Raw genomic sequence first — 22,637 nt, 5'->3', positions numbered from 1 at the left:
GCTAACGGAACAGGCCCGGCAGCGGCAGCAGGCGGCTGATGACCTGCAAACCGATGATCACCACCAGCGGCGACAGATCGAGCCCGCCGACCATGGGCACGACATTGCGTACCGGGCGCAGCAGCGGTTCATTGATCGTCCACAGAATCGCCGTGGCCGGGGAATACTGGCCGGGCGATATCCACGACATCAGCGCCTGGATGAGGATGGTGAAGAAATAGAAATTGCAGACCAGCACCGCGGCCTTGAGCACGGACCACCACAGGGCGAGCACGGGCTGGGGGCCGAATTGGGGCGCGGCCAGGGCGAGATCGATCTCGATATTGATGAAGCAAAGGATCACCGCGAAGACCAGCGCGGGGATATCCAGATTGCGCCAGCGCGGGATGAGCTTGCCGATCAGGCCTACCGGCATGCGCGTGGCCTGCCAGACGAACTGCGAAATGGGGTTGCGAAAGTCCGCATGCACCCACTGCAGCAGTACGCGCATGAGCACGACCACGATATACAGCGCAAAGACCGTATCGACGAGAAACAGCAGGGCGTCGTTGGCGTTGTTGAGCATCGGCTACTTATCGAGCAGTTCGTTTGCAAGACGGTCGGCACGGTTGGCCGCAGCCTGCATGGCGCGGCCCACGAGTGCGTTCAGATCGCCCTCGGCATACTGTTCGAGCGCGGCGGCGGTGGTGCCGCCCGGCGAAGTGACTTTTTCGCGCAGGGTAGCCGGGTCGTCGCCGGATTCGATTGCCATGCGCGCGGCGCCGAGTGCGGTATGCAGTACCAGCTCGCGTGCCGTGGCTTCATCCAGGCCGAGTTCGATCGCGCCCGCCTGCATGGCTTCCATGAAGGCAAAGAAATAGGCCGGGCCACTGCCAGAGGTGGCGGTGACCGCATCGAGTAGCGATTCGTCGTTGACCCAGGCAGTCACGCCGGCGGTTTCGAGGATGGCGTCGGCGAGTTTGCGCTGGTCGTCGCTCACCCCGTCGTCGGCATACAGGCCGGTCGCGCCCGCGCCGATCAGCGATGGCGTATTGGGCATGCAGCGCACATAGGCATGATCCGCGCCCAGCCATTCGCGCAGCCCGGCGATCGGTACGCCGGCGGCGATCGATACGAACAGCGGCTTGTGATCGCCCAGCGGTTCGACCAGGCCTTGCGCGACTTCACGTAGCATCTGCGGCTTGACCGCGAGCACGATCACATCCGCCTTGAGGGTTTGCGCATCCGCCTGGGCGACGGTGTTCACGCCGTAGTCTTTGGCGAGCTGTTCGCCCTTGGCCTCATCCGGCTCGATGACGGTAATACGATCGCCGGCCCAATCGGCGTTGCGCAGGCCGCTGATCAGGCTGGTGGCCATGTTGCCGCCGCCTACAAAAACAATGCTGGTGTCCATTTCGACCCCGGTCGACAAACTGGGCGCATGATACGCGATGGCGTGTGCCTGTCGCGAGCCGATATCGGTGGCCTGGATACGCCTCGACGATGGTCTGCAAGCACGCAAGGGTTTAGCATTGACGCTTGTTCTAACCCATGCGACCCATGAACAGCAGCCTGAAACAGACCGCCGAATCGTCGACCGCGCCGGCCGTGGATATCGGCGATGCCGATTATCTCAAGCGCATCAACACCGCGCGTGTCTACGATGTGGCGATCGAATCGCCGTTGATGCAGGCCCGCCAGCTGAGTGAGCGTATCGGTAACGCGCTCTATCTCAAGCGCGAAGATCTGCAACCGGTGCATTCGTTCAAGTTGCGCGGCGCTTACAACAAAATTTCCCAGCTCACGCCCGAAGAGCGTGAGCGCGGCGTGATCTGCGCATCGGCCGGCAACCATGCCCAGGGCGTGGCGCTGTCCGGGCGCAATATGGGTATTCGCGCAGTGATCGTCATGCCGCGCACCACGCCCGAGATCAAGGTCCGGGCGGTGGCCGGTTTTGGCGGCGAGATCGTGCTCCACGGCGACAGCTATGACGAAGCCGCGGCCCATGCCGCCGAATTGCAGGCACGCGATGGGCTGGTCTATATCCATCCCTACGACGATCCGGACGTCATCGCCGGCCAGGGCACGATCGGTATGGAGATCGTGCGTCAGCATCCGCAGGATATTCATGCGGTGTTCGTGTGTGTCGGTGGCGGCGGGCTGCTGGCCGGCGTGGCCGCCTATATCAAGAGCGTACGCCCCGAGATCCGCGTGATCGGCGTGGAGCCCGAAGATGCCGCGAGCATGGGCGCGGCTTTGCGTGCGGGCGAGCGGGTGATGCTGCCGGAAGTCGGGCTGTTTGCCGATGGCGTGGCCGTCAAGCAGGCCGGCAAGGAACCGTTTCGGCTGTGCAGCAAGCATGTCGACGCGATGATGACCGTCAGCGTGGATGAAATCTGTGCCGCGGTGCGCGATATCTATGAAGACACCCGCGCGCTGGCCGAGCCGGCCGGGGCGCTGGCCGTGGCGGGTGCGAAGAAATACGTCGCCGAAACCGGTATCGAAAACCAGGATCTGGTGGCGATCACGTCGGGGGCGAACGTCAATTTCGACCGGCTGAGCTATATCGCCGAACGCGCGGAACTGGGCGAACGCCGCGAAGCGCTGCTGGCGGTGACCATTCCGGAACGCCCCGGCTCGTTTCGCCAGTTCTGTATGCGTATTGGCGATCGCTCGATCAGCGAATTCAGCTACCGCTATGCGGATGCCGAGCGTGCCCAGGTGTTCTGTGGCGTCAAGCTCACCAACGGCGTAGCCGAGCGCGATGCGTTGATCGCCGATCTCGAAGCCGATGGCTACGAGGTGGTGGATATGAGCCGCAACGAAATGGCCAAGCTGCATGTGCGCCATATGGTCGGCGGCCGGGCGCGTGGTGCCGGTGACGAAGTGCTGTTCCGGGTGGAATTCCCCGAGCGCCCGGGCGCATTGTTGAAATTCCTCAACAGCGTGGGCGATCGCTGGAACATCTCGCTGTTTCACTATCGCAACCACGGTCATGCCCACGGGCTCGTGCTGGTGGGCATGCAGGTCGGGCCCGATCAGCAGGCCGACTGCCGCGCCACGCTGGATGCGCTGGGTTACGACTACGCCGAGGAAAGTCAGAACCCGGCCTACCAGCTGTTTCTGCACTCGCACTGATCGATCGTTCAAGCCGTCGCCCGTGTGGGCGGCGGCCGTTTGTCTCTCAGGGATAACGCCATGGCCTCGGGTTCGAAGACCGTCATCATCGCCGCGCTCACCGGCAATCTGCTGATTGCGGTGACCAAGTTCGTCGCCGCGGCCTTCACTGGCAGTGCCGCGATGATGGCCGAAGGCATTCACTCGACCGTGGACACGGGCAATCAGGGGCTGCTGCTCTATGGCATGAAGCGGGCCAAACGCCCGCCGGATACGAAATTTCCGTTTGGCTATGGCAAGGAAATCTATTTCTGGAGCTTCATGGTCGCGGTGCTCATCTTCGCGGTGGGTTCCGGCATTTCGATTTACGAAGGCGTGAATCGCCTGCTGCACCCGCATCCGGTCGAAAGCCCGCTGATCAACTACATCGTGCTCGGCCTGGCGATGCTTTTCGAAGGTGCGGCGTGGTTTGTCGCGGCCAAGGAATTCAACCGGGTGAAGGGCAAGTGGGGCGTGTTCGAGGCCGTGCGCCGCGGCAAGGACCCGGGCGCATTCCTGGTGCTGTTCGAAGACAGTGCCGCCATGCTCGGCCTGGTGGTGGCTTTCGCGGCGCTGCTGGCCGGCCAGCTCACCGGTATCGAGATCTTCGACGGCATCGCCTCGATCTGTATCGGCATTATCCTCGCGATCACGGCCGTATGGCTGGCGATCGAAACCAAGGGCCTGCTGATTGGCGAAGCGGCCAACCAGCACGTGGTCCGCGATATTCGCGACGTGGTGTCCACCCACGACGCCGTTGTCCGGGTCAACGAAGTGCTGACCATGCATGTCGGGCCGAATTTCATTCTCGTCAATATCAGTGTGCGCTTTGCCGGCGGCCTGACCGGCGAGCAGATCCAGACCGAGATCGAGCGCATGGATCGCGATATCAAGGCACGCTGCGAAAACGTCAAACGGATATTCATCGAAGCCGAGCGCTCGGCCGACCGGCCGTCGCCGGGCGATGACAAGCGCGCAAACGATAGCGGCGAGCCGGACGACGCCAAACCTACGCAATGACCGGCGGGCGGCAGGACGCAATACCGCGCCGAGTCTGTATTTTGCGGCTGTCGGCACTCGGCGACTGCGCCAACGTCGTACCCGCGATCCGGACCCTGCAGGCGGCGCGTCCCGATATCCAGATCAGCTGGATCATCAACAAGTCCGAAGCCGGGCTGGTGGCCGATATTCCCGGTGTGGATTGTCTGGTCTACGACAAACGCGGCGGGCGTGCGGCGATTGTCGATCTCAAGCGCCAACTCGCCGGTCGCCATTTCGATGCGCTGTTGAATATGCATGCCAGCTGGCGGGCCAATCGCATCAGTCTGCTGGTCAAGGCCGACCGGCGTATTGGCTTCGATGCCCGCCGAGCGCGCGACGCCCAGCGCCTGTTCGTGCGCGAACGTATCCCCGCCGTGGAAAGCCGACATGTCGTCGATGGCTTTCTCGCCTTTGCCGGCATGCTGGGCGCGACCGAACCGGTCATGGACTGGCGTGTTCCGATCGCCGAAGCTGACCGCGACCGGGCAAACGAACTACTCGGCGACGACCCGCGCGATATTCTGTTCATCAGCCCCTGTTCGAGTCATACGCGCCGCAACTGGCTGGCCGATCGCTATGCCGCGGTGGCCGATCACGCCGCCCATGAACACGGCTTGCGCGTCGTGCTCGTCGGCGGGCCGAGCGATCTCGAACGCCAGATGGGCGCGGATATCGAAACGGCCATGACCGCGCCGGCCACCAACCTGATCGGCCAGACCAGCCTCAAACAGCTGATTGCCCTGTTCGAGCGCGGGCGCGTGCTGGTCACGCCCGACTCCGGCCCGGCGCATATGGCCAACGCGACCGACATCACCACGATCTCGCTGCACGCCGCGACCGACCCACGCCGCAGCGGCGCCTATCGCTCACGCGAATTCTGTGTGGACTACTTCGCCGAAGCCGCGGCCCGCTACCGCAACGCCACGCCGGACACCCTCAAATGGGGCACCCGTATCGAGGACGACGCGGGCGTCATGGCGCTGATTCCGGTCGACGCGGTGACAGCGCGTATAGATCAGGCGCTGGCTAGGGGCTAAGACCTGCCGTATTAATAAAGCAGGCTTGAATCACCTCCGCATTCATCTAGCGCCTTGAGAGTACTCGCGGCGCGGCTATGTGAAAGCGGTTTATTGCTACCGAAATGCGTGACCGCCGTTCGACGATGGATCTTTGTTTAAATATTCACTTCCCGCTAAAACGCAATTCGCTTGTGTGTTAATCGATGAATATCGTGCGGAAAGCGACGCAGGTGATACGTTCGCTAAACAACCAAAGCTGCGAGTAAGCTCGTACTTATGGAACATCACGAACAAAGCCGTAAGTCACTTACCACTTGGTGGCAGAATGAGAGGCCGGCTTCATTCAGTTCAAGTTTTAATCTCGTCCCGATTTTAGGGTGCGTTGCATTGTTAGCGCTATATTTACTTGAGGCGCCAGATTACGCCGAAGAACTTTTAAGTTATATCGGAGCGCCGCTAAGCCCTGCTCGGATCGAGCTACTTTTCTTTTACGGTTTATTGGTCGTCATTCTTGTAGCTAATTTGTTTTATACGCGTTCGATATTAAAGCTTATTACAAAGTCCGACAACGACGCGCAGGCGTTCAAGACTTTTATCCTTAGTAAAACAAAGGAGCGCGACGTACTGGGTCGCGGGTACTGTTGTAGGCGAACGGAACTCACTAAGGCGATATTTACTGCCGTTATTGTTTTGCTCGGGACAATCGCCTTTGCCTCTCCGATTTCTGATGATTTTGAGACATGGGCGAGCAGCAGTGCACTCGATAGTCGGACCGTCTGGACCGAGCAGCGTCTTTTCTTCCAGTTGTATTTGATGTACGCAGCTACCGCTTCAATCGGATACTTGCAGTTTTTTATTAAACTTTTTTTTGGCCGTTCTGAGGCGAGAAATAAGAATTAATAGACGGTGTTGGTTGACGAAATCACGCGTATGCGCGCCACGCTTAAATGGGGCAAGCGCATCAAGGACGATGCCGGCGTCATGGCGCTGATACCGGTCGGCACAGCGCGAGCGCGTGTCTCTGGGACTATGCGGGCGGGATCTAGCGCGCCTGCAGCATGGCCGCCATCTTCTGATGGATGAGGTTGACGGCCTTCAGCGGTCGTAGCATTACCTTGAATTCGGTGATCTTGCCGGCGTCGTTCCAGCGGATCATATCCACGCCGTTGACCTGGATGCCGTCTAGTTCCACCTCGAATTCGAGGATGGCGTTGTTGTCGTCTTTTACCTGACGCACGTAGTGGAAATCGTCGGTGACGAAAACCTGTAGTGCTGCGCTGAGGTACTGCACCGTGACCGCTTTGCCGGTTTGCGGCGTGTGGACGACGGGCGAGTAGAACACGGCGTTTTCGTCAACCAGCGCATCCAGTCCTTCAGGACTACGGCGTTCGACGAGTTCGTGCCACGCGGCAATCGGATCTTGGGGCATGAATCGGGCCTCTTTAAGTTGGGGCGCAGGACGACGTGCGCAGGGATGGGCTACTCCGGTGCGTTGTGTTCCAGGCCGAGAATGAAATCCCAGTGCTCTTTATCCACCGGCATGACTGACAGACGGTTGCCCTTGCGCACCAGTGGGAAATCGCCGAGCTCGTCAGCATGATCCTTGATTTCGGCCAGGGAAATCACGCGTTCGAGTTCGCGCTCGAAGGTGACGTCGACGCGATACCAGCGCGGCTTTGCCGGATCGGATTTGGGGTCGTAGTGGGCATCCTTGGGGTCGAAGGCGGTGTCGTCCGGATAGCCGGCCCGCGAGATACGCATGATGCCGACCACGCCGGGCACTTTGGTGTTCGAGTGATAGAAGAAAGCCAGATCGCCTTCCGACATATCGTCGCGCATGAAATTGCGCGCCTGATAGTTGCGTACGCCGTCCCAGCCTTCGGTCTGGTTCTTGCGCTGTTGTAGATCCTGAATACTGAACTCGTCCGGTTCGGATTTCATCAGCCAATAACGCATGCGTAGCCAGTCCTTTAAAACGTATTGAGTGCGTTGCGCCCGAGTTTACCGTAGTGACCCGGGGCAGGTCGCGCGCCGGTAGATGGCGGCATCGCTGGCCACTGCATCCAGAGGAATATCCCATGCGCGGGTGGCGATCGGGTCGACGCGCTGCACATCGAAGGCCAGGCCCAGCAGCCAGGGGCCGCGAAAACCGCCATTGCGCTTGGCCGCGAGGGTGCGGTCGTAAAAGCCACCACCCATGCCGATACGGCGCGCGGCGGCATCGAACGCGGCCAGGGGCATGATGAGCAGATCGAGCGCGGCCACGGGCCGGGCATGGCGCAGGGTAGGCTCGACGATGCCCAGTGCGCTGCGGCGCTGACGAAAACCGGGACCGTCGATCGTCACGAATTCGAGCTGCTGGCCGGCGACGCGCGGTAAGAAAGCCTGTTGGTGTGCCTGGAAATAGGGCAGCAGCTGGCGCGGGTCGGCTTCGTGGCGCATGGGCCAGTACAGGCCGATACGGCGCGCACGCCGGAATACGGGCAGCCGTGCAATGCGTTGGCAGGCCTGGCGGCTCGCCATATGGGCTTGCTGGGGGGCAAGGCGGCGGCGCGCGCGCAGTGCGGCGCGGCGCTGGTCGTCGATGGAAACGCTCATGGCGTGACAGCATCCACGACTGGCAGAGAAAACGAAAGGGCCGACACTCCCGCCTGTGCCGTCGACCGTCCACTATCCTTGAGACGAATGCTCAAGTGGGGCGTTCCACGCCGCATTAGGTTTCCCGCAGCAAGGCGGGCGTACTCACCTGCGACGTTTCCCACCCCGGTTTAGGTACTTAGGCTCAAGGGGAACCGGGAGGTCGTCGAACACCGCAGGAGTGCCGGCAAGATTGATGATACGCGGCTCGAAGCGGTGGTGCCAATCATGCGATCGAAGGATCGCGTGTGCCGGGGCTGGCGGCGATTATCGCAGCGCGAGGGCGGTCATCGCGCGCGAGGACGCGTCTCGCGGCTAGTTGGGTTCCTTGAGCGCGGATTCAATATGCAGCTGGAGCTGCGACAGGCGCTCGGTGATTTCGCCGTCGGTGGCGGGCAGGCCGGCGTCCTGGCGTTCGAGCCGGCGTTCGGCTGCGATCAGATCGCGGGCAATATTGAGCGCGGCCATCACCGCGATGCGCTCTATGCCCAGCGTCTTGCCCTTGCGCTGGATCGCATGCATGCGCCGCGACAGGTATTCGGCGGAATGCAACAGGCTTTCCCGCTCGCCCTCCGGGCAGGCGATGGAATAATCGCGGCCGAGGATACGGATGGTCAGCGCGGTTTGTTTTTCTGGCGGCATGCGTCGATCCGTTAGGCGTTGTCGGCTTCCGCCTCGAGGGCGCGAATACGTTCGATCACGCCGTTGAGACGTTCGCGCGTTTCTCGATTGCGGGCCTGTTCCTGCTCATAAGTATGCTGGAGCGCTTCGTAATCGCGCAGCAGCGCGCGATAGGCCTGGATCAAGGCCTCGACACGGTCTTCGAAGTGGGCGATCTCGAACTGGCTCATAGCGCTCCCTGGACAGGGCTCCGAGTATAGCGCCCGGCAGGCGCTGCGGGAAATATGCAAAAAAAGGCCCGGCAAAAAGCCGGGCCTCGAGTAGCGATCGCGTGGATCGCGTAAGCGGACTAGCGGATCAGCAGGAACAGCGCGCCGCGGCCACGTCGTACGTGCAACAGCAGTTGCTTCGTATCCGGGCCGGCGAGCTTGGACAGCTGTGAGACGTCTTTGATCGGCTGCCGGTTGATCGACGTGATCACGTCGTCCGGGCGCAGGCCCGCACGTGCAGCCGGCGAGCCGCGTTCGACATCGGTTACCACGATGCCTTCGACTTCCCCGGCCAGCGGATTGTCGTCGGTGAGCGGGCCGAAGCTCGCGCCTTGCAACCCGGCGGCCAGGTCGCTGCTGTTACCGCCCGCGGTGCCGGCGCTGTCGGGCGCGTCGGCTGCGTTGCCGAGCGTGGCCTTGACCTCGCGTTCCTTGCCGTTGCGCAACAGGGTGATAGTGACCTTGTCGCCGGGTGATTTCAGACCGATGGCATTGGCCAGCTGCGAGAAGTCGTCGATGTCCTTGCCGTTGACCTGCGTGATCACGTCACGCTCTTTGATTCCGGCCTTGGCCGCCGGCGAATCCGGCATGACCTGGGCCACGACCACGCCCTGATTGATATCCAGGTCGAAGGCGGAGGCCAGATCGGCGGTCAGGTTCTGGCCGACCACGCCCAGGCGCCCGCGCTGGACCTCGCCGTTCTCGGCGATCTGGGTATAGACGCTGTTGACCAGATTGCTGGGAATGGCGAAGCCGATACCGATATTGCCGCCGGTGCGCGACAGAATGGCGCTATTGATGCCCACCAGTTCGCCCTGGAGATTGACTAGGGCGCCGCCGGAATTACCGGGGTTGATGGAGGCATCGGTCTGGATGAAGTCTTCGTAGCGATTGCCCAGCCCGTGCCGGCCGAGGCCGCTGACGATGCCCGAGGTCACGGTCTGACGCAGGCCGAAGGGGTTGCCGATGGCGACCACGAAATCACCCACGCGCAGATCGTCGGAGTTGGCGATGGGCAGTTCGGTGAGTTTGTCGTCGGTCTTGATCTGCAGAACCGCGATATCGGTTTCCGGATCGTCGCCGATAAGCTTGGCCTCGTACTCGCGGTTGTCGTTGAGACGGACCACGATCTTCTCGGCGTCGGTGACCACGTGGTGGTTGGTCAGCACATAGCCCTTGTCGGCGTCGACAATCACGCCCGAGCCGGCAGCGGTGGGCTGGCGCGGCATCTGGCGCTGCTGTTGCTGTTCGGGCATGTCGAAAAAGCGCCGAAAGAAGGGGTCGTTGAACAGCGGGTTATCCGGCATCTGCTGCGGTTTGCCGGTGACCACCACGTTGACCACGGCCGGCAGGGCCTTGTCGAGCATGGGTGCGAGCGACGGGTTGTCGCCGCTGAGCATGCCGCTGGGTATGGCGGCTTGCGCGTTGCTCAAAGTCATTAACAGGAAAAAGGAAAAAATCAGCGTCGTGAAACGCGTACGTGCGATTGGCGTCATAGGTTCTTTCTCGTTGGTGTGTTCACCATACGACCGGCGTACCCCGGATCGTCCCGCAGCCTAAGACCGTATCAAGGCATACGAGTTTCATGGGGTGTGCGAGAACCTGGCCAATACAGGCAGTTGCAGGGCACAGCGGACAAAATGGGCCCGCTATGCCCGCAGGGCGGCGCGCTAGCGCGCCCGATGTACCACGCGGGCCAGACCGCTTTCACCCAGGCTGCGGCTGATCGCCAGTCGGGACTGTTCGGCGATACGCGCCATCAGGCCGTTCTTGTGTTCGATGGCCACGGTAAAGACGTCGCGCCCGTCGCGGGCGGCGGCGAGCATGACATCGTCGCTGGTGGCGACTTCATCGACCAGGGCCAGATCGAGCGCCTGCGTGCCGTGCCAGTGTTCGCCGGTGGCCACGCGGTCGATATCCAGTGCGGGCCGGTAGCGGGCCACGAAATGCTTGAACAGACCGTGGGTGTCTTCGAGTTCTTCGCGGAACTTGGCCCGGCCTTCTTCGGTGTTTTCGCCGAACACGGTGAGCGTGCGCTTGTAATCGCCTGCGGTATGCAGTTCGAAATCGATCTGCTTGTCCTTGAGCAGGCGATGAAAATTGGGAATCTGGGCGACCACGCCGATGGAGCCAATGATGGAAAAGGGCGCGGCGACGATGCGCTCGCCCACGCAGGCCATCATGTAACCGCCGCTGGCGGCCAGGCGATCCACGCACACGGTCAGGCGAACACCTGCGTCGCGCAGGCGCGCCAGCTGGGAGGCCGCCAGGCCGTAGCTATGAACCATGCCGCCGGCCGATTCCAGGCGAATCATGACCTCGTCTTCGGCTTCTACCACCTGCATGAGGGCGGTGATTTCATCGCGTAGCGATTCCACGGCGGATGCGCGGATATCGCCATCGAAGTCGAGCACGAACAAGCGTGCGGGTTCGTGGCGCTTGCCCAGTTTTTCGGCCTTGCGGCGTTGCTTTTCCTCGACTTTCTTGCGCTTGTGGCGGGCCTTGCGCTCGCTGTCGTTGAGCAGGGTGGCGTTGAGCGTATCGGCCATGCGCTCAAGGCGCTCGTTGACATGGGTGATCTTGAGCCGATCGCCCTCGCGCGCGGCGCGGGCCTGGGCGACCATGCTCAATATCCAGCCCACGGCCAGGCCGAGGGCGATGACCACGGTCAGCGCCTTTGCAAGAAACAGCCCGTAATTCAGGGCGAAGTCGGCGATCAGCTCCATGGCACGCCTTTATTCGTTAAGGAGATGGGAGGGGCGAATTCTGTCGACATGTGAGTCGACCGGTCAGATCCAGCCCGAGAGTTCGCGCTTGATCAGACGGGTGAACATGTCCACATGATCGTCGCGGTCGTTGAGGGCCGGAATATAACGCAGCGAGCCGCCGCCGGCTTCCTCGAAGTATTCGCGGTTTTCTTCCTTGATTTCTTCGAGTGTTTCCAGACAGTCCGAAGAAAAGCCGGGGCACATGACGTCGACGCTTTTCATGCCGGCCGCGCCCCAGGCTTTCATCGTCTCGTCGAGATAGGGCTGGAGCCAGGGTTCGCGGCCGAAGCGGGACTGGAAGCAGACCTTGTATTCACTGCGTGTCAGCCCGAGTTCGGTCGCCAGCAATTGCGCCGTGATGCCGCAATCGCGCGGGTACGGATCGCCGTTTTTCACATAGCGCTTGGGGATGCCGTGAAACGACATCACCAGCCTGTCGGCGCGCCCGTGTTCGGCCCAATGTTCGCGTACCGAGTTGGCCAGCGCCTGGATATAGCCGGGCTCGTCGTAATACCGGTTGATCTGTCGTAGCGCCGGCGGTTCCGGCCAGTCGGCGAGCACTTCGCCGATCTTGTCGAAGGTGGTCGCCACCGTGGTGGCCGAATATTGCGGATAGGCGGGTACCACCAGTACCTGTTTGCAGCCGGCGGCATCGAGCTCGCGCAGACCGGTTTCGATAGAGGGGTTGCCATAGCGCATCGCCAGCGCCACATGAACGGGACGTTCGACTTCGCGGTCGAGGCGGGCCTGGATCTGCTCGGCCTGACGGCGGGCATACACCAGTAGCGGTGAGCCTTCCGGGGTCCACACCGATCGATAGCCCTCGGCCGAGTTCTTCGGCCGGAAGGTGAGAATGATGCCGTAGAGGATGGGCAGCCATAACGCGCGGTTGAGATCGACCACACGGCGGTCGCTCAGAAATTCGGCGAGATAGCGGCGTACCGCCGGTACCGACGTGTCGTCGGGCGTGCCCAGATTGGTAAAAAGCACCCCGATAGGGCGCTGCGCGCTGCGGGAATTCGGCATGGGCTCTCGCTATCGTGTCGCGGGGTACGATACGTAGGGGCGATGATACGGGATGCAACCGGCCGGCTGCATCCCGTCACCCATTTTACCGCGGCGTGGTCACCTACGTCTTATCGAAATAGGCGCGCGTGAGCTTGAACACCACCGGCGCGAGCAGCACCAGCGCGATCAGGTTCGGTATCGCCATGAGCGCGTTCATTACGTCGGCGACCAGCCACACGAAATCCAGCTTGGCGATCGCGCCGACGAACACGGCCACCACCCACAGCAGGCGATAGGGCGTGACGATACGCGAGCCGAATAGGTACTCGGCCGTGCGTTCGCCGTAGTAGCTCCAGGCGAGCATGGTGGAGAAGGCGAAGATCACCATGCCGAAGCTTACGATCCAGCCGCCGGGGCCGGGCATGCCGGTGGTGAAGGCCTCGGCGGACAACTGCGCGCCGGTGGTGCCGGACGACCAGGCACCGGTGGCGATAATCACGAGTGCCGTCATGGTGCAGACAATAAGGGTATCGATGAACGTGCCGAGCATGGCGACCACGCCCTGGCGCACCGGGCTATCGGTGCGCGCAGCGGCATGGGCGATTGGCGCGCTGCCCAGACCGGCTTCGTTGGAGAAGATGCCGCGGGCCACGCCAAACCGAATGGCCATGATGATACCGGCGCCGGCAAAGCCGCCGGTGGCCGCGGTGCCCGTGAAGGCATCGGAGAAGATCAGCCCGATCGCGCCCGGGACTTCACTGGCGTTGAGGATGAGTACGACGGCCGCGCCAATCACGTAGACAATAGCCATCACCGGCACGAGCTTGTCGGTGACGCTGGCCAGGCGTTGCACGCCGCCGATAATCACCGCGAACACGCCGGCCGCCATGACCAGGCCGGTCAGCCAGCGCGGGATCGACAGGGTTTCGTCGAATACCTGGGATACCGAGTTGGATTGCACGGTATTGCCGATGCCAAAGGCCGCGACCGTGGCAAACAGGGCAAAGGCGAAGGCCAGCCATTTCCAGTTCGCGCCCAGGCCGTTACGAATGTAGTACATCGGCCCGCCGACATAGGCACCATCGCGATTGGTTTCGCGAAAGTTCACCGCCAGCACGGCTTCGCCGTACTTGGTGGCCATGCCCACGATGGCGGTCACCCACATCCAGAACACCGCGCCCGGTCCCCCGAGGTGGATGGCGGTGGCCACGCCCGCGATATTGCCGGTGCCGACGGTGGCCGCCAGTGCGGTGGCCAGTGCCTGAAAAGGCGTGATATCGCCGGGCTCGGTGGTCTGTTTGCGCCCGGCGAACAGCATCGAAAACCCGTAGAACAGCTTGCGCTGCGGGATGCCGCGCAGCCCCACGGTCAGATAGATACCCGTGCCCAGCAGCAGTATCAGCATGACCGGGCCCCAGACCCAGCCGCTGAGCGTGCTCAGCGCGTTAGTAAGCATTTCCATTTTTGAATCCCCCTGTATGGGCTACGTATGCAACCCGAATGACGTTATTTAGAAAAACCCCTGTAGCAGAATCCAGGCAATCCCGAGCGGTGCGACGAAGCGCAGGATGAACAACCACAGCCCGGCCAGTGGCAACGACTGATCGGGATGCGACTTCAGCGACTCGACGGCACGCGGTCCCAGCTGCCAGCCCACGAACAATGCAATCAGCAGACCGCCAATCGGCATCATTACCTGCGCGGTGGCGAAATCGGCGAAATCCAGGAAGGTCATCCCGGCGATCGTGTGTTCTGCCCAGATCCCTTGCGACAGGGACACCGGAATGCCGAGGATGAAGATCACGACGCCCGTGGCTACGGCCGCGTTGAAACGGCTCATGCCCTTGTCGTCGACGAGATAACTCACCACCACTTCGAGTAGCGATACGGCCGATGTCAGTGCGGCGATAGCGAGCAGCACGAAAAAGGCCAGCCCGAATATCGCCCCGGCCGGCATTTGCGCGAATACCGTGGGTAAGGTCATGAAGGTGAGCCCCGCGCCGGCGCTGGGCTCCATGCCGGCAGAAAAAACGGCTGGCAGAATCACGAGCCCGGCCAGCAGGGCGACCAGCGTATCCAGGCCCACCACAAGCGATGCATCACGGGGCAGGTTCTGATCCCGCGACATGTAGGAGCCATAGGTGAGCATGGCGCCCATGCCCAGCGACAAGGAGAAAAACGCCTGACTGATCGCACCACCCCAGGTGCCGGCCGTCACACGGCTCCAATCCGGCATCAGATAGAAGGCCACGCCTTCACCGGCGCCGGGTAGGCTCACCGCACGAATCGCCAGAACCACGAGTAGTACGAACAATAGCGGCATGAGCCATTTCGATGCGCGCTCGATGCCCGAGGCGACCCCGCCCAGCACCACACCGACCATGAGAACGGTGAAGACGGCGGCGTAGATAAGCGGTTGGACGGGCGAGGCCACGAAGCCTTCGAATATCGCCGTGCTTTGGTCGACGTTCAGGCCACCAAAGGTGTTCTCGCCCATGAACACGATATAGGCCAGCGTCCAGCCGGCGACCACAATATAAAAGGACAGGATGATGAACGCAGTGAGTACGCCCATGGCCCCGACGCCGGCCCAGGCGCGGCCGCCGAGCTTGCGAAAGGCGCCGACGGGGTTGAGCTGGGTCATTCGCCCGATCAGGAGTTCGGCCATGACCAGCGACAGGCCGAAAAACAACACACAGCCCAGATAGATGATCAGGAACGCGCCGCCGCCGTTTTCACCGGCCATGTACGGAAATTTCCAGACATTGCCGAGCCCGACTGCCGAACCCGCCGAGGCCATGATGAACCCGAGGCGACTTCCCCAATGTTCGCGGGCTGCCGTCATGGCCGGGTCAGCCCGATAATGCCATCGATAATCGTGTTGCTGTTCATGCTACCCCCTGATTGTGTTGCTGAATCGTCGCCGTAGTGTAAGGGTCTGTGCCTGCTACGCTGGCTTTGCATTATTCGTGCCGGCCTGTGATTTCCCCTTGCGCCGACACGGTTTTGTCATCCTGCCATCTTAGAATCATGCTGTCCTCTATCCATTTGGATCACAGGCCTGCGTGCGTCGTGATCAGTGGCCGCGCAACCGGTGGATAGTCGTGGCGCAGCGTGTGAATCGCTGCGATGCCGGCCGGTTGGTCTGCTGCCGCGCGTGCCGCACACAAAAAAAGACGGGCACGTGGCCCGTCTTTTCATTCGCCTTAAGGGCCCTTCGATGCCCTTTGGATATGGCGTTACGGTTTTTCCAGGATCGCGGTCACGCCCTGACCGCCCGCGGCACAGATGGAGATCAGGCCGCGGCCGCCGCCGTTTTCATCCAGGATCTTGGCCAGCGTCGCCACGATACGGGTCCCGGTGGCAGCGAACGGATGGCCCAGTGCCACCGACGAGCCCTTGACGTTGAGCTTGCTGGTATCGATCGAGCCCAGCGGCGTGTCACGGCCCAGACGTTCCTTGCAGTACTTCTTGGATTCCCACGCCTTGAGGGTGCACAGCACCTGCGCGGCGAAGGCTTCGTGGATTTCGTAGAAATCGAAATCCTGCAGGGTCAGCCCGGCCGCGTCGAGCATGTCGGCCACGGCATAGGTGGGCGACATCAGCAGGCCTTCGCCGCCATCGACAAAATCGACGGCCGCCGTGCGCGAATAGGGCGTGAAGAACGCCTGTACCGGCAGGCCGTTGGCCTCGGCGTATTCTTCGCTGCACAGGAACACCGAAGACGCGCCGTCGGTCAACGGGGTGGAATTGGCCGCGGTGAGCGTGCCGTTTTCCTTGTCGAAGGCGGGCTTGAGGTTGGCCAGCTTCTCGACGCTGGTATCCGGACGCAGGTTGTTGTCGCGTTCGACGCCCAGATACGGGAAGACCAGATCGTCATAGAAGCCGTCAACATAGGCCTGGGCGGCGGCTTTGTGGCTGGCCACGGCCAGTTCATCCTGCGCCTTGCGCGAGATCTTCCATTCCTTGGCCATGAGCTCGCAGTGCTCGCCCATCGACAGGCCGGTACGGGGCTCGGACACGCCCGGGAAGTTCGGCACGATATGACGTGGCCGGATCTGGGCCAGGAGCTTCGCGCGTTCGCCGCCCGTCTTGGCGCGGTTGACGTCGAGCAGGATCTTGCGCAGTTCTTCGTTGATCGCGATCGGCGCATCCGAGGTGGTGTCCACACCGCTGGCGATACCGCAGTCGATCTGGCCCATGGCGATCTTGTTGGCGATCAGCAGGGTGGCTTCGAGGCTGGTGCCGCAGGCCTGCTGTACGTCGAAGGCCGGGGTATGCGGATCCAGGTCGGTGCCGAGCACCGCTTCACGGGTCAGGTTGAAGTCGCGCGCATGCTTGAGCACCGCGCCGCCGGCGACTTCGCCGATCTGCTTGCCGGCGAGTTTGTATTTTTCCGATAGCGCCTTGAGCGAGGCGGTGAGCAGGTCCTGATTGGACTGATGCGAGTACTTGGTGTTCGAGCGGCAGAACGGAATACGGGCGCCGCCGACGATGGCGACTCGGCGTGGCATGTTCTCAGCCATTGATCCCTCCAGTGTCGCCGGCCCGATGCCGGCGCGGTTGATTGACGCGCCCAAGATAATTGTTGCAGTGCAAAGTGACAAGAAACCCTTTCAAATCCTGTTGGGCTTCAAAACGTTCGCTCGTGGGCGCGAGCGGAAAAAAATATCGATGCGCTCTTGAAAGGCTGCGCCACGGCCGCATCAATGGCGGTGATTGAGAACGTCAATGAAGACGCTCTCTCCCGGCGGCCGAAGATGGCACGTCGGCAATATGTTTTGATCAACAACCAACGTTTCGAGGAGAAGGGTGGCATGAATATCCGTCCTTTACATGACCGTGTCGTCATCAAACGGCTCGAGGAAGAGCAGAAGACGGCCGGGGGTATTGTCATTCCCGATACGGCGGCCGAAAAGCCCCAGCGCGGCGAAGTCGTCGCGGTTGGCAACGGCAAGCCGCTGGATAACGGCGAAACGCGCAAGCCGGAAGTCAAGGTCGGCGATAAGGTCATGTTCGGCAAGTTCTCGGGCACCGAAATCAAGGTCGACGGTGACGAAGTCGTCGTAATGCGCGAAGACGACATCCTGGCGGTGCTGGGCTAACGCCCGCGTCGCTGACGTTCACCGTTTACGCACACAGTATTTAGGGGAAGCTAGCAATGGCAGCTAAAGAAGTACGTTTTGGCGAAGACGCACGCTCGCGTCTGGTACGCGGCGTCAACACGCTCGCGAACGCCGTCAAGGTGACGCTGGGCCCGAAGGGCCGCAACGTTGTGCTCGACAAGAGCTTCGGCGCGCCGACGATCACCAAGGATGGTGTCTCGGTCGCCAAGGAAATCGAACTCGAAGACAAGTTCGAGAACATGGGCGTGCAGATGGTCAAGGAAGTCGCTTCCAAGACCTCCGACATCGCCGGTGACGGCACCACCACCGCCACGGTTCTGGCCCAGGCCATCGTGCGCGAAGGCGTGAAAGCCGTTTCCGCGGGCATGAACCCGATGGATCTCAAGCGCGGCATCGACAAGGCCGTCGACGCGGCCGTGGCCGAACTGGCCAACCTGTCCAAGCCCTGCGACGACGAAAAAGCCATCGCCCAGGTGGGCTCGATCTCGGCCAACTCCGACGCCGATATCGGCAAGATCATCGCCGATGCGATGAACAAGGTCGGCAAGGAAGGCGTGATCACGGTCGAGGAAGGCTCCGGCCTGTCCAACGAGCTGGATGTCGTCGAAGGCATGCAGTTCGACCGCGGTTATCTGTCGCCGTACTTCGTCACCGACAACCAGACGATGCAGGCCGAGCTGGATAACCCGTACATCCTGCTCCACGACAAGAAGATCTCCAACATCCGCGACATGCTGCCGCTGCTGGAGAACGTGGCGAAGGCGAACCGTCCGCTGATGATCATCTCCGAAGACGTCGAGGGCGAAGCCCTGGCGACGCTGGTGGTCAACAACATGCGTGGCATCGTCAAGGTCGCCGCTGTGAAGGCGCCCGGTTTCGGCGATCGTCGCAAGGCGATGCTGGAAGACATGGCCGTGCTCACCGGCGGCACCGTGATCTCGGAAGATCTCGGCATGAGCCTCGAGAAGGCTACGCTGGATGATCTGGGCGAAGCCAAGAAGGTGCAGATCTCGAAAGAGAACACCACCATCATCGACGGCGCCGGCCCGAACAGCGATATCGAAGCCCGCATCAAGCAGATCCGTGCGCAGATCGAGGAAAGCTCCTCGGACTACGACAAGGAGAAGCTGCAGGAACGCGTGGCCAAGCTCGCCGGCGGTGTGGCACTGATCAAGGTCGGTGCGGCCACCGAAGTCGAGATGAAAGAGAAGAAGGCGCGTGTCGAAGACGCCCTGCACGCCACCCGTGCAGCCGTCGAAGAAGGCATCGTCCCGGGCGGCGGCGTGGCCCTGCTGCGCACCCTCAAGGCGATCGAAAACGCCAAGGGCGACAACGCCGATCAGGACGCGGGTATCCGTATCCTGCGTCGTGCGGTCGAAGAGCCGCTGCGCCAGATCGTGCACAACAGCGGTGCCGAGCCGTCCGTCGTGGTCAACGAAGTGCTTTCCAAGGAAGGCAACTACGGGTACAACGCCGCGACTGGCGAATACGGTGACATGGTCGCCATGGGTATTCTCGACCCGACCAAGGTCAGCCGTACCGCGCTGCAGAACGCCGCTTCCATCGCCAGCCTCATGCTGACGACCGAAGCCGCCGTGACCGACGTCCCCGAGGACGACGACAAGGGCGGTGCCCCCGATATGGGTGGCATGGGTGGCATGGGCGGAATGGGCGGCATGATGTAAATCATGGGCTCATTGCCTGTCCTGTCACGCCCATAGCGCGTGAAAGACAACCCCGCCACGGCTTGTGGCGGGGTTTTTTTATGTGTAATTTCCGCTCGAAGTTCACATGGATGGCTGATGCTCTGCGAGCCTATATCCGTGCCGATCTTCAAGCGGCTTCGTAGTGACGCTCGTACGCCGCGGCTTTGTCAGTTGGAGAACGAGATCAGCTATATAACCGTTCGAATGAAAGGCGGCCTGGGCAACCAGCTGTTCCAGTATGCAACAGCGCGAGCGCTTTCATTGCATCACGGTGTGCCGTTAAAGCTCGACGTGAGCGATGTTCAAACGTCTGGCCCTATGGCGTTTTGTTTGGATGCGCTGTTGGCGGACTATGACGTGGCCACGCAACCTCAAATCGCACCGCGAGCGAGCACTTCGCCTTCGCCATACAAGCGGATTCGACGGGCCGCGCGGAATTCGATTCTGTATTGGACGGGCAGTAGGCCGAAACGAATAGAGCAGGTTGGTCATGGTTATGACCCGCACCTGCTGCGTCATCGGCCGCCTGTTTACCTAGATGGTTACTGGCAGACGGAAAAGTACTTTGTTCGTTATGCCGAGACGATCCGGTCGGATATCCGGCTGCCGTCGCCGGCCGGGGCAGTCTGGCCAAACGAGGTCGATGCCACGCCGATCTCGGTTCATGTGCGGCGTGGCGATTACGTCGGCAACGCGATGCACCCCTGCTGTACGCCGCAATACTATGAGCAGGCCGCCGCACACCTGGCAGCGCAATACGATGCCGAGCCTGTTTTTCTGGTCTTTTCAGATGACCTGGCGTGGGTAAAAGACAATATCGAGCTGCCTTACCAAGTCATGTACATGAATGAGCAAGGCGAGAACAGGAACTATGAAGACATGGCACTCATGAGCCTTTGCAAGGCACACATCATTGCGAATTCCTCGTTTTCTTGGTGGGGGGCGTGGCTTAATCCGGACCCTGCGAAGAAGGTGGTGGCGCCAGCGCAATGGTTCGGCAATGTTGCTACGCGCGAGCTCGACATCCTGCCCGAAGAATGGATCGTGCTGCCGTGAGTACGCGCATATCAACCAGCAGGCAGAATACGCAATGAAGCGCGCACTGATTACGGGAGTCACCGGTCAGGACGGTGCGTATTTAACCGAGCTCCTGTTGGAAAAAGGCTATGAAGTGCACGGCATCAAGCGGCGTGCGTCGTCTTTCAATACGCAGCGCATTGACCATCTATACGAAGATCCGCACGAGCAGCAGCCGCGTTTCATTCTGCACTATGGCGACATGACCGATGCCACGAATCTGATTCGTATCATTCAGGAAGTGAAGCCGACCGAAATCTATAACCTTGCTGCTCAGAGTCACGTGCAGGTGTCGTTCGAAACACCGGAGTACACCGCCAACGCGGATGCGCTGGGTACGCTGCGGCTGCTCGAGGCTTTACGCATACTGGGAATGCAGGAAAAGGTGCGGCTATATCAGGCGTCGACGTCCGAGCTGTACGGTAAGGTCCAGGCCGTTCCGCAAAACGAAACCACGCCGTTCTATCCACGCTCGCCTTATGCAGTGGCCAAGCTCTATAGCTTCTGGGCCGTCGTCAATTATCGGGAGGCGTATGACATGCATGCCTCGAACGGCATTCTGTTCAACCACGAATCGCCGCGTCGCGGTGAGACGTTCGTCACGCGAAAGATCACGCGGGCACTCGCACGAATAAAGCTCGGCCTGCAGCAACGGCTCTATTTGGGCAACCTCGACGCGCTACGCGACTGGGGCCACGCCCGTGATTATGTTCGTGCCATGTGGTTGATGCTGCAGCAGGACAAGCCAGACGACTACGTGATCGCGACTGGTGAACAACACAGCGTGCGCGCGTTTGTTTCGGCGGCGGCCGCGCATCTCGATATGACGATCGAGTGGCAGGGAGGCGGTGTGGACGAATGCGCGATCGACCGCACTACGGGTCGAACGATTGTCTGTGTGGACCCGCGATACTATCGGCCCACGGAAGTGGCGTCGTTGCTTGGCGACGCCTCTCGCGCGCGCGAGCGTCTCGGCTGGCGGCCTGAGGTGTCGTTCGATGGGCTCGTTTCGGAGATGGTGACCCACGACCTGCTCGCGGCGAAACGCGAACAGATGCATGGGCCGAATCGAACAGGGAACTGAAGATGCATCGCGAACGCCAAAGCCGCGGCTCGATATACGTCGCCGGGCATCGGGGGTTGGTGGGCTCGGCGATCGAACGCCGGCTACGTCGACAGGGCGAGACCTCGATTCTCACACGCAGCTCGACCGACCTGGACTTGACCAATGCCGATGCCGTGAATCGGTTTTTTGCTGAACACGATATCGATCAGGTTTATCTCGCGGCTGCTCGGGTTGGCGGTATTCTGGCTAATGACCGCGCACCGGTAGATTTTTTGCGCGAGAATCTCCTGATTCAGACCCATGTGATCGATGCGGCCTATCGTCACGGCGTGCGCAAGCTGCTCTTTCTCGGGTCGTCCTGTATTTATCCGAAACACGCGGAGCAGCCTATCCACGAGGACGCCCTGCTCACGGGGGCGCTCGAGCCAACCAACCAATGGTATGCGATCGCCAAGATTGCAGGCATCAAGCTCTGTCAGGCCTATCGGCAGCAGTACGGTTTCAATGCCATCGCGGTGATGCCGACCAATCTGTACGGGCCGGGCGACAATTTCGATCTCGAAACCTCGCACGTACTTCCGGCGCTGATACGCAAATGCCACGAGGCCAAGGTCGAGGGTGCCGGACAAGTCACGATCTGGGGGAGTGGCCGGCCACGCCGAGAGTTTTTGTACGTGGATGATCTCGCGGATGCCTGTGTCCATCTCATGGACAGCTATGACCAGGCGGCGCCGGTGAATGTGGGTGTTGGAGAAGACATTTCGATCTTTGACCTGGCTCGCCTGGTCGCGGACGTCGTCGGATTCGAGGGTGAGATCGTGTGCGATACCAGCAAGCCGGACGGCACACCACGCAAATTGCTCGATGTGTCGCGGGTCCACGCAACCGGTTGGCATGCATCGACGCCGCTTCGACAAGGCATTGAAGCAACCTATAGTGCGTTCCTTGTGGACGCAGGTAGCTAGCGCGGAAAGCGGTAAGCCGGCGGTCAACGAAGACCGACCGGGCCACGGCCGTGATTGGGCGAGGTGTTGCTCAGGAGCGCGTGTGGCTTTTCGTCCCGCGTGGCAAGAAGCGCCCTCTATATATTGATGGCGCCGACCTGGTGGATAGTGCCGTCGAATATCTCGCCATCGATGAATCCCGGCCGTAGGGCCACCACGC

The 22,637-nt window shown here is 61.4% G+C and carries 22 protein-coding genes and 1 other RNA gene; 9 read left to right on the top strand and 14 right to left on the bottom strand.

All coding sequences use genetic code 11. The annotated features are described in order from the left end of the window. Position 1: 1 nt before the first annotated feature. Positions 2-565, bottom strand: coding sequence for a YggT family protein (locus T5B8_RS03155; protein ID WP_353176135.1), 564 nt, complete (start codon positions 563-565; stop codon positions 2-4). A gap of 3 nt (positions 566-568) precedes the next feature. Beyond that, on the bottom strand, positions 569-1,393 hold the full coding sequence (gene proC / locus T5B8_RS03150) for a pyrroline-5-carboxylate reductase (protein WP_353176133.1): 825 nt from the start codon (positions 1,391-1,393) through the stop codon (positions 569-571). Positions 1,394-1,539: 146 nt separating this feature from the next. On the opposite strand from proC, the gene ilvA reads away from it, so the two are divergent. The 4 genes from ilvA (at position 1,540) to T5B8_RS03130 (ending at position 6,095) form a co-directional block, all read left to right on the top strand. Further along, a complete protein-coding gene (gene ilvA / locus T5B8_RS03145) occupies positions 1,540-3,117 on the top strand; it encodes a threonine ammonia-lyase, biosynthetic (RefSeq protein WP_353176199.1) in 1,578 nt (525 codons plus the stop codon). Between the two features lie 60 nt (positions 3,118-3,177). Further along, positions 3,178-4,155, top strand: coding sequence for a cation diffusion facilitator family transporter (locus T5B8_RS03140; protein WP_353176131.1), 978 nt, complete (start codon positions 3,178-3,180; stop codon positions 4,153-4,155). Next, a complete protein-coding gene (locus tag T5B8_RS03135) occupies positions 4,152-5,213 on the top strand; it encodes a glycosyltransferase family 9 protein (protein WP_353176129.1) in 1,062 nt (353 codons plus the stop codon). The genes T5B8_RS03140 and T5B8_RS03135 overlap by 4 nt, the downstream gene beginning before the upstream one ends. 258 nt (positions 5,214-5,471) lie before the next feature. Then, positions 5,472-6,095 (top strand): hypothetical protein, encoded by a 624-nt coding sequence (locus T5B8_RS03130; RefSeq protein ID WP_353176127.1) that lies wholly within the window; start codon positions 5,472-5,474, stop codon positions 6,093-6,095. A 142-nt stretch (positions 6,096-6,237) separates the two neighbouring features. Here T5B8_RS03130 and T5B8_RS03125 read toward each other — a convergent pair whose 3' ends face one another. From T5B8_RS03125 to T5B8_RS03070, 12 genes are all read right to left on the bottom strand, one after another. After that, complete coding sequence (locus T5B8_RS03125) at positions 6,238-6,624, bottom strand: nuclear transport factor 2 family protein (protein ID WP_353176125.1); 387 nt, start codon at positions 6,622-6,624, stop codon at positions 6,238-6,240. A gap of 50 nt (positions 6,625-6,674) precedes the next feature. Beyond that, positions 6,675-7,151 (bottom strand): EVE domain-containing protein, encoded by a 477-nt coding sequence (locus T5B8_RS03120; protein WP_353176123.1) that lies wholly within the window; start codon positions 7,149-7,151, stop codon positions 6,675-6,677. A gap of 45 nt (positions 7,152-7,196) precedes the next feature. Then, positions 7,197-7,793, bottom strand: a complete 597-nt coding sequence (locus T5B8_RS03115) for a 5-formyltetrahydrofolate cyclo-ligase (RefSeq protein WP_353176121.1) — start codon at positions 7,791-7,793, stop codon at positions 7,197-7,199. Positions 7,794-7,835: 42 nt separating this feature from the next. Further along, positions 7,836-8,017: non-coding RNA, 6S RNA (gene ssrS / locus T5B8_RS03110), on the bottom strand. Between the two features lie 130 nt (positions 8,018-8,147). After that, entirely contained in the window at positions 8,148-8,474 is a 327-nt protein-coding gene (locus T5B8_RS03105; RefSeq protein ID WP_353176119.1) for a cell division protein ZapA, read from the bottom strand. An 11-nt stretch (positions 8,475-8,485) separates the two neighbouring features. Next, complete coding sequence (locus T5B8_RS03100; protein WP_353176117.1) at positions 8,486-8,683, bottom strand: hypothetical protein; 198 nt, start codon at positions 8,681-8,683, stop codon at positions 8,486-8,488. A 119-nt stretch (positions 8,684-8,802) separates the two neighbouring features. Beyond that, complete coding sequence (locus T5B8_RS03095) at positions 8,803-10,218, bottom strand: DegQ family serine endoprotease (protein ID WP_353176116.1); 1,416 nt, start codon at positions 10,216-10,218, stop codon at positions 8,803-8,805. Between the two features lie 174 nt (positions 10,219-10,392). After that, entirely contained in the window at positions 10,393-11,448 is a 1,056-nt protein-coding gene (gene sohB / locus T5B8_RS03090) for a protease SohB (RefSeq protein ID WP_353176115.1), read from the bottom strand. Positions 11,449-11,511: 63 nt separating this feature from the next. Beyond that, the gene (gene hemH / locus T5B8_RS03085; protein ID WP_353176114.1) at positions 11,512-12,516 is read right to left on the bottom strand and encodes a ferrochelatase; all 1,005 of its coding nucleotides are present in this window, start codon (positions 12,514-12,516) and stop codon (positions 11,512-11,514) included. Positions 12,517-12,619: 103 nt separating this feature from the next. Beyond that, the gene (locus T5B8_RS03080; RefSeq protein WP_353176113.1) at positions 12,620-13,960 is read right to left on the bottom strand and encodes an alanine/glycine:cation symporter family protein; all 1,341 of its coding nucleotides are present in this window, start codon (positions 13,958-13,960) and stop codon (positions 12,620-12,622) included. A 48-nt stretch (positions 13,961-14,008) separates the two neighbouring features. Continuing rightward, positions 14,009-15,343, bottom strand: coding sequence for a sodium-dependent transporter (locus T5B8_RS03075; protein WP_353176112.1), 1,335 nt, complete (start codon positions 15,341-15,343; stop codon positions 14,009-14,011). A gap of 394 nt (positions 15,344-15,737) precedes the next feature. Next, positions 15,738-17,024 (bottom strand): acetyl-CoA C-acetyltransferase, encoded by a 1,287-nt coding sequence (locus T5B8_RS03070; RefSeq protein ID WP_353176110.1) that lies wholly within the window; start codon positions 17,022-17,024, stop codon positions 15,738-15,740. A 291-nt stretch (positions 17,025-17,315) separates the two neighbouring features. Between T5B8_RS03070 and groES the strand changes: the two genes are divergently transcribed. The 5 genes from groES to T5B8_RS03045 all read left to right on the top strand — a co-directional run bounded on the left by groES (position 17,316) and on the right by T5B8_RS03045 (position 22,438). Then, on the top strand, positions 17,316-17,603 hold the full coding sequence (gene groES, locus T5B8_RS03065; RefSeq protein WP_006913560.1) for a co-chaperone GroES: 288 nt from the start codon (positions 17,316-17,318) through the stop codon (positions 17,601-17,603). Positions 17,604-17,659: 56 nt separating this feature from the next. Next, entirely contained in the window at positions 17,660-19,309 is a 1,650-nt protein-coding gene (gene groL, locus T5B8_RS03060; RefSeq protein ID WP_353176109.1) for a chaperonin GroEL, read from the top strand. A gap of 138 nt (positions 19,310-19,447) precedes the next feature. Further along, positions 19,448-20,386, top strand: a complete 939-nt coding sequence (locus T5B8_RS03055; protein WP_353176107.1) for an alpha-1,2-fucosyltransferase — start codon at positions 19,448-19,450, stop codon at positions 20,384-20,386. Positions 20,387-20,420: 34 nt separating this feature from the next. Continuing rightward, positions 20,421-21,491, top strand: coding sequence for a GDP-mannose 4,6-dehydratase (gene gmd, locus T5B8_RS03050; RefSeq protein WP_353176106.1), 1,071 nt, complete (start codon positions 20,421-20,423; stop codon positions 21,489-21,491). 2 nt (positions 21,492-21,493) lie between these two features. Then, positions 21,494-22,438, top strand: a complete 945-nt coding sequence (locus T5B8_RS03045) for a GDP-L-fucose synthase family protein (protein WP_353176104.1) — start codon at positions 21,494-21,496, stop codon at positions 22,436-22,438. The last annotated feature ends 199 nt before the right edge of the window (positions 22,439-22,637 follow it).

Origin of the sequence: Salinisphaera sp. T5B8, from assembly GCF_040361255.1 — a bacterium.
In the GTDB taxonomy this organism is placed as follows: domain Bacteria; phylum Pseudomonadota; class Gammaproteobacteria; order Nevskiales; family Salinisphaeraceae; genus Salinisphaera.
Note: the sequence above shows the minus strand (reverse complement) of the source record. Positions and strands in the feature narration are given on the sequence as shown.

Coding starts and splice junctions, on each gene's coding strand:
- T5B8_RS03105 (WP_353176119.1), bottom strand. CDS start 8,474: ATGCCGCCAGAAAAACAAACCGCGCTGACCATCCGTATCCTCGGCCGC.
- T5B8_RS03045 (WP_353176104.1), top strand. CDS start 21,494: ATGCATCGCGAACGCCAAAGCCGCGGCTCGATATACGTCGCCGGGCAT.
- T5B8_RS03135 (WP_353176129.1), top strand. CDS start 4,152: ATGACCGGCGGGCGGCAGGACGCAATACCGCGCCGAGTCTGTATTTTG.
- ilvA (WP_353176199.1), top strand. CDS start 1,540: ATGAACAGCAGCCTGAAACAGACCGCCGAATCGTCGACCGCGCCGGCC.
- groL (WP_353176109.1), top strand. CDS start 17,660: ATGGCAGCTAAAGAAGTACGTTTTGGCGAAGACGCACGCTCGCGTCTG.
- T5B8_RS03115 (WP_353176121.1), bottom strand. CDS start 7,793: ATGAGCGTTTCCATCGACGACCAGCGCCGCGCCGCACTGCGCGCGCGC.
- sohB (WP_353176115.1), bottom strand. CDS start 11,448: ATGGAGCTGATCGCCGACTTCGCCCTGAATTACGGGCTGTTTCTTGCA.
- T5B8_RS03075 (WP_353176112.1), bottom strand. CDS start 15,343: ATGACGGCAGCCCGCGAACATTGGGGAAGTCGCCTCGGGTTCATCATG.
- T5B8_RS03155 (WP_353176135.1), bottom strand. CDS start 565: ATGCTCAACAACGCCAACGACGCCCTGCTGTTTCTCGTCGATACGGTC.
- T5B8_RS03080 (WP_353176113.1), bottom strand. CDS start 13,960: ATGGAAATGCTTACTAACGCGCTGAGCACGCTCAGCGGCTGGGTCTGG.
- T5B8_RS03120 (WP_353176123.1), bottom strand. CDS start 7,151: ATGCGTTATTGGCTGATGAAATCCGAACCGGACGAGTTCAGTATTCAG.
- T5B8_RS03125 (WP_353176125.1), bottom strand. CDS start 6,624: ATGCCCCAAGATCCGATTGCCGCGTGGCACGAACTCGTCGAACGCCGT.
- proC (WP_353176133.1), bottom strand. CDS start 1,393: ATGGACACCAGCATTGTTTTTGTAGGCGGCGGCAACATGGCCACCAGC.
- T5B8_RS03070 (WP_353176110.1), bottom strand. CDS start 17,024: ATGGCTGAGAACATGCCACGCCGAGTCGCCATCGTCGGCGGCGCCCGT.
- T5B8_RS03100 (WP_353176117.1), bottom strand. CDS start 8,683: ATGAGCCAGTTCGAGATCGCCCACTTCGAAGACCGTGTCGAGGCCTTG.
- T5B8_RS03095 (WP_353176116.1), bottom strand. CDS start 10,218: ATGACGCCAATCGCACGTACGCGTTTCACGACGCTGATTTTTTCCTTT.
- T5B8_RS03140 (WP_353176131.1), top strand. CDS start 3,178: ATGGCCTCGGGTTCGAAGACCGTCATCATCGCCGCGCTCACCGGCAAT.
- gmd (WP_353176106.1), top strand. CDS start 20,421: ATGAAGCGCGCACTGATTACGGGAGTCACCGGTCAGGACGGTGCGTAT.
- T5B8_RS03130 (WP_353176127.1), top strand. CDS start 5,472: ATGGAACATCACGAACAAAGCCGTAAGTCACTTACCACTTGGTGGCAG.
- groES (WP_006913560.1), top strand. CDS start 17,316: ATGAATATCCGTCCTTTACATGACCGTGTCGTCATCAAACGGCTCGAG.
- hemH (WP_353176114.1), bottom strand. CDS start 12,516: ATGCCGAATTCCCGCAGCGCGCAGCGCCCTATCGGGGTGCTTTTTACC.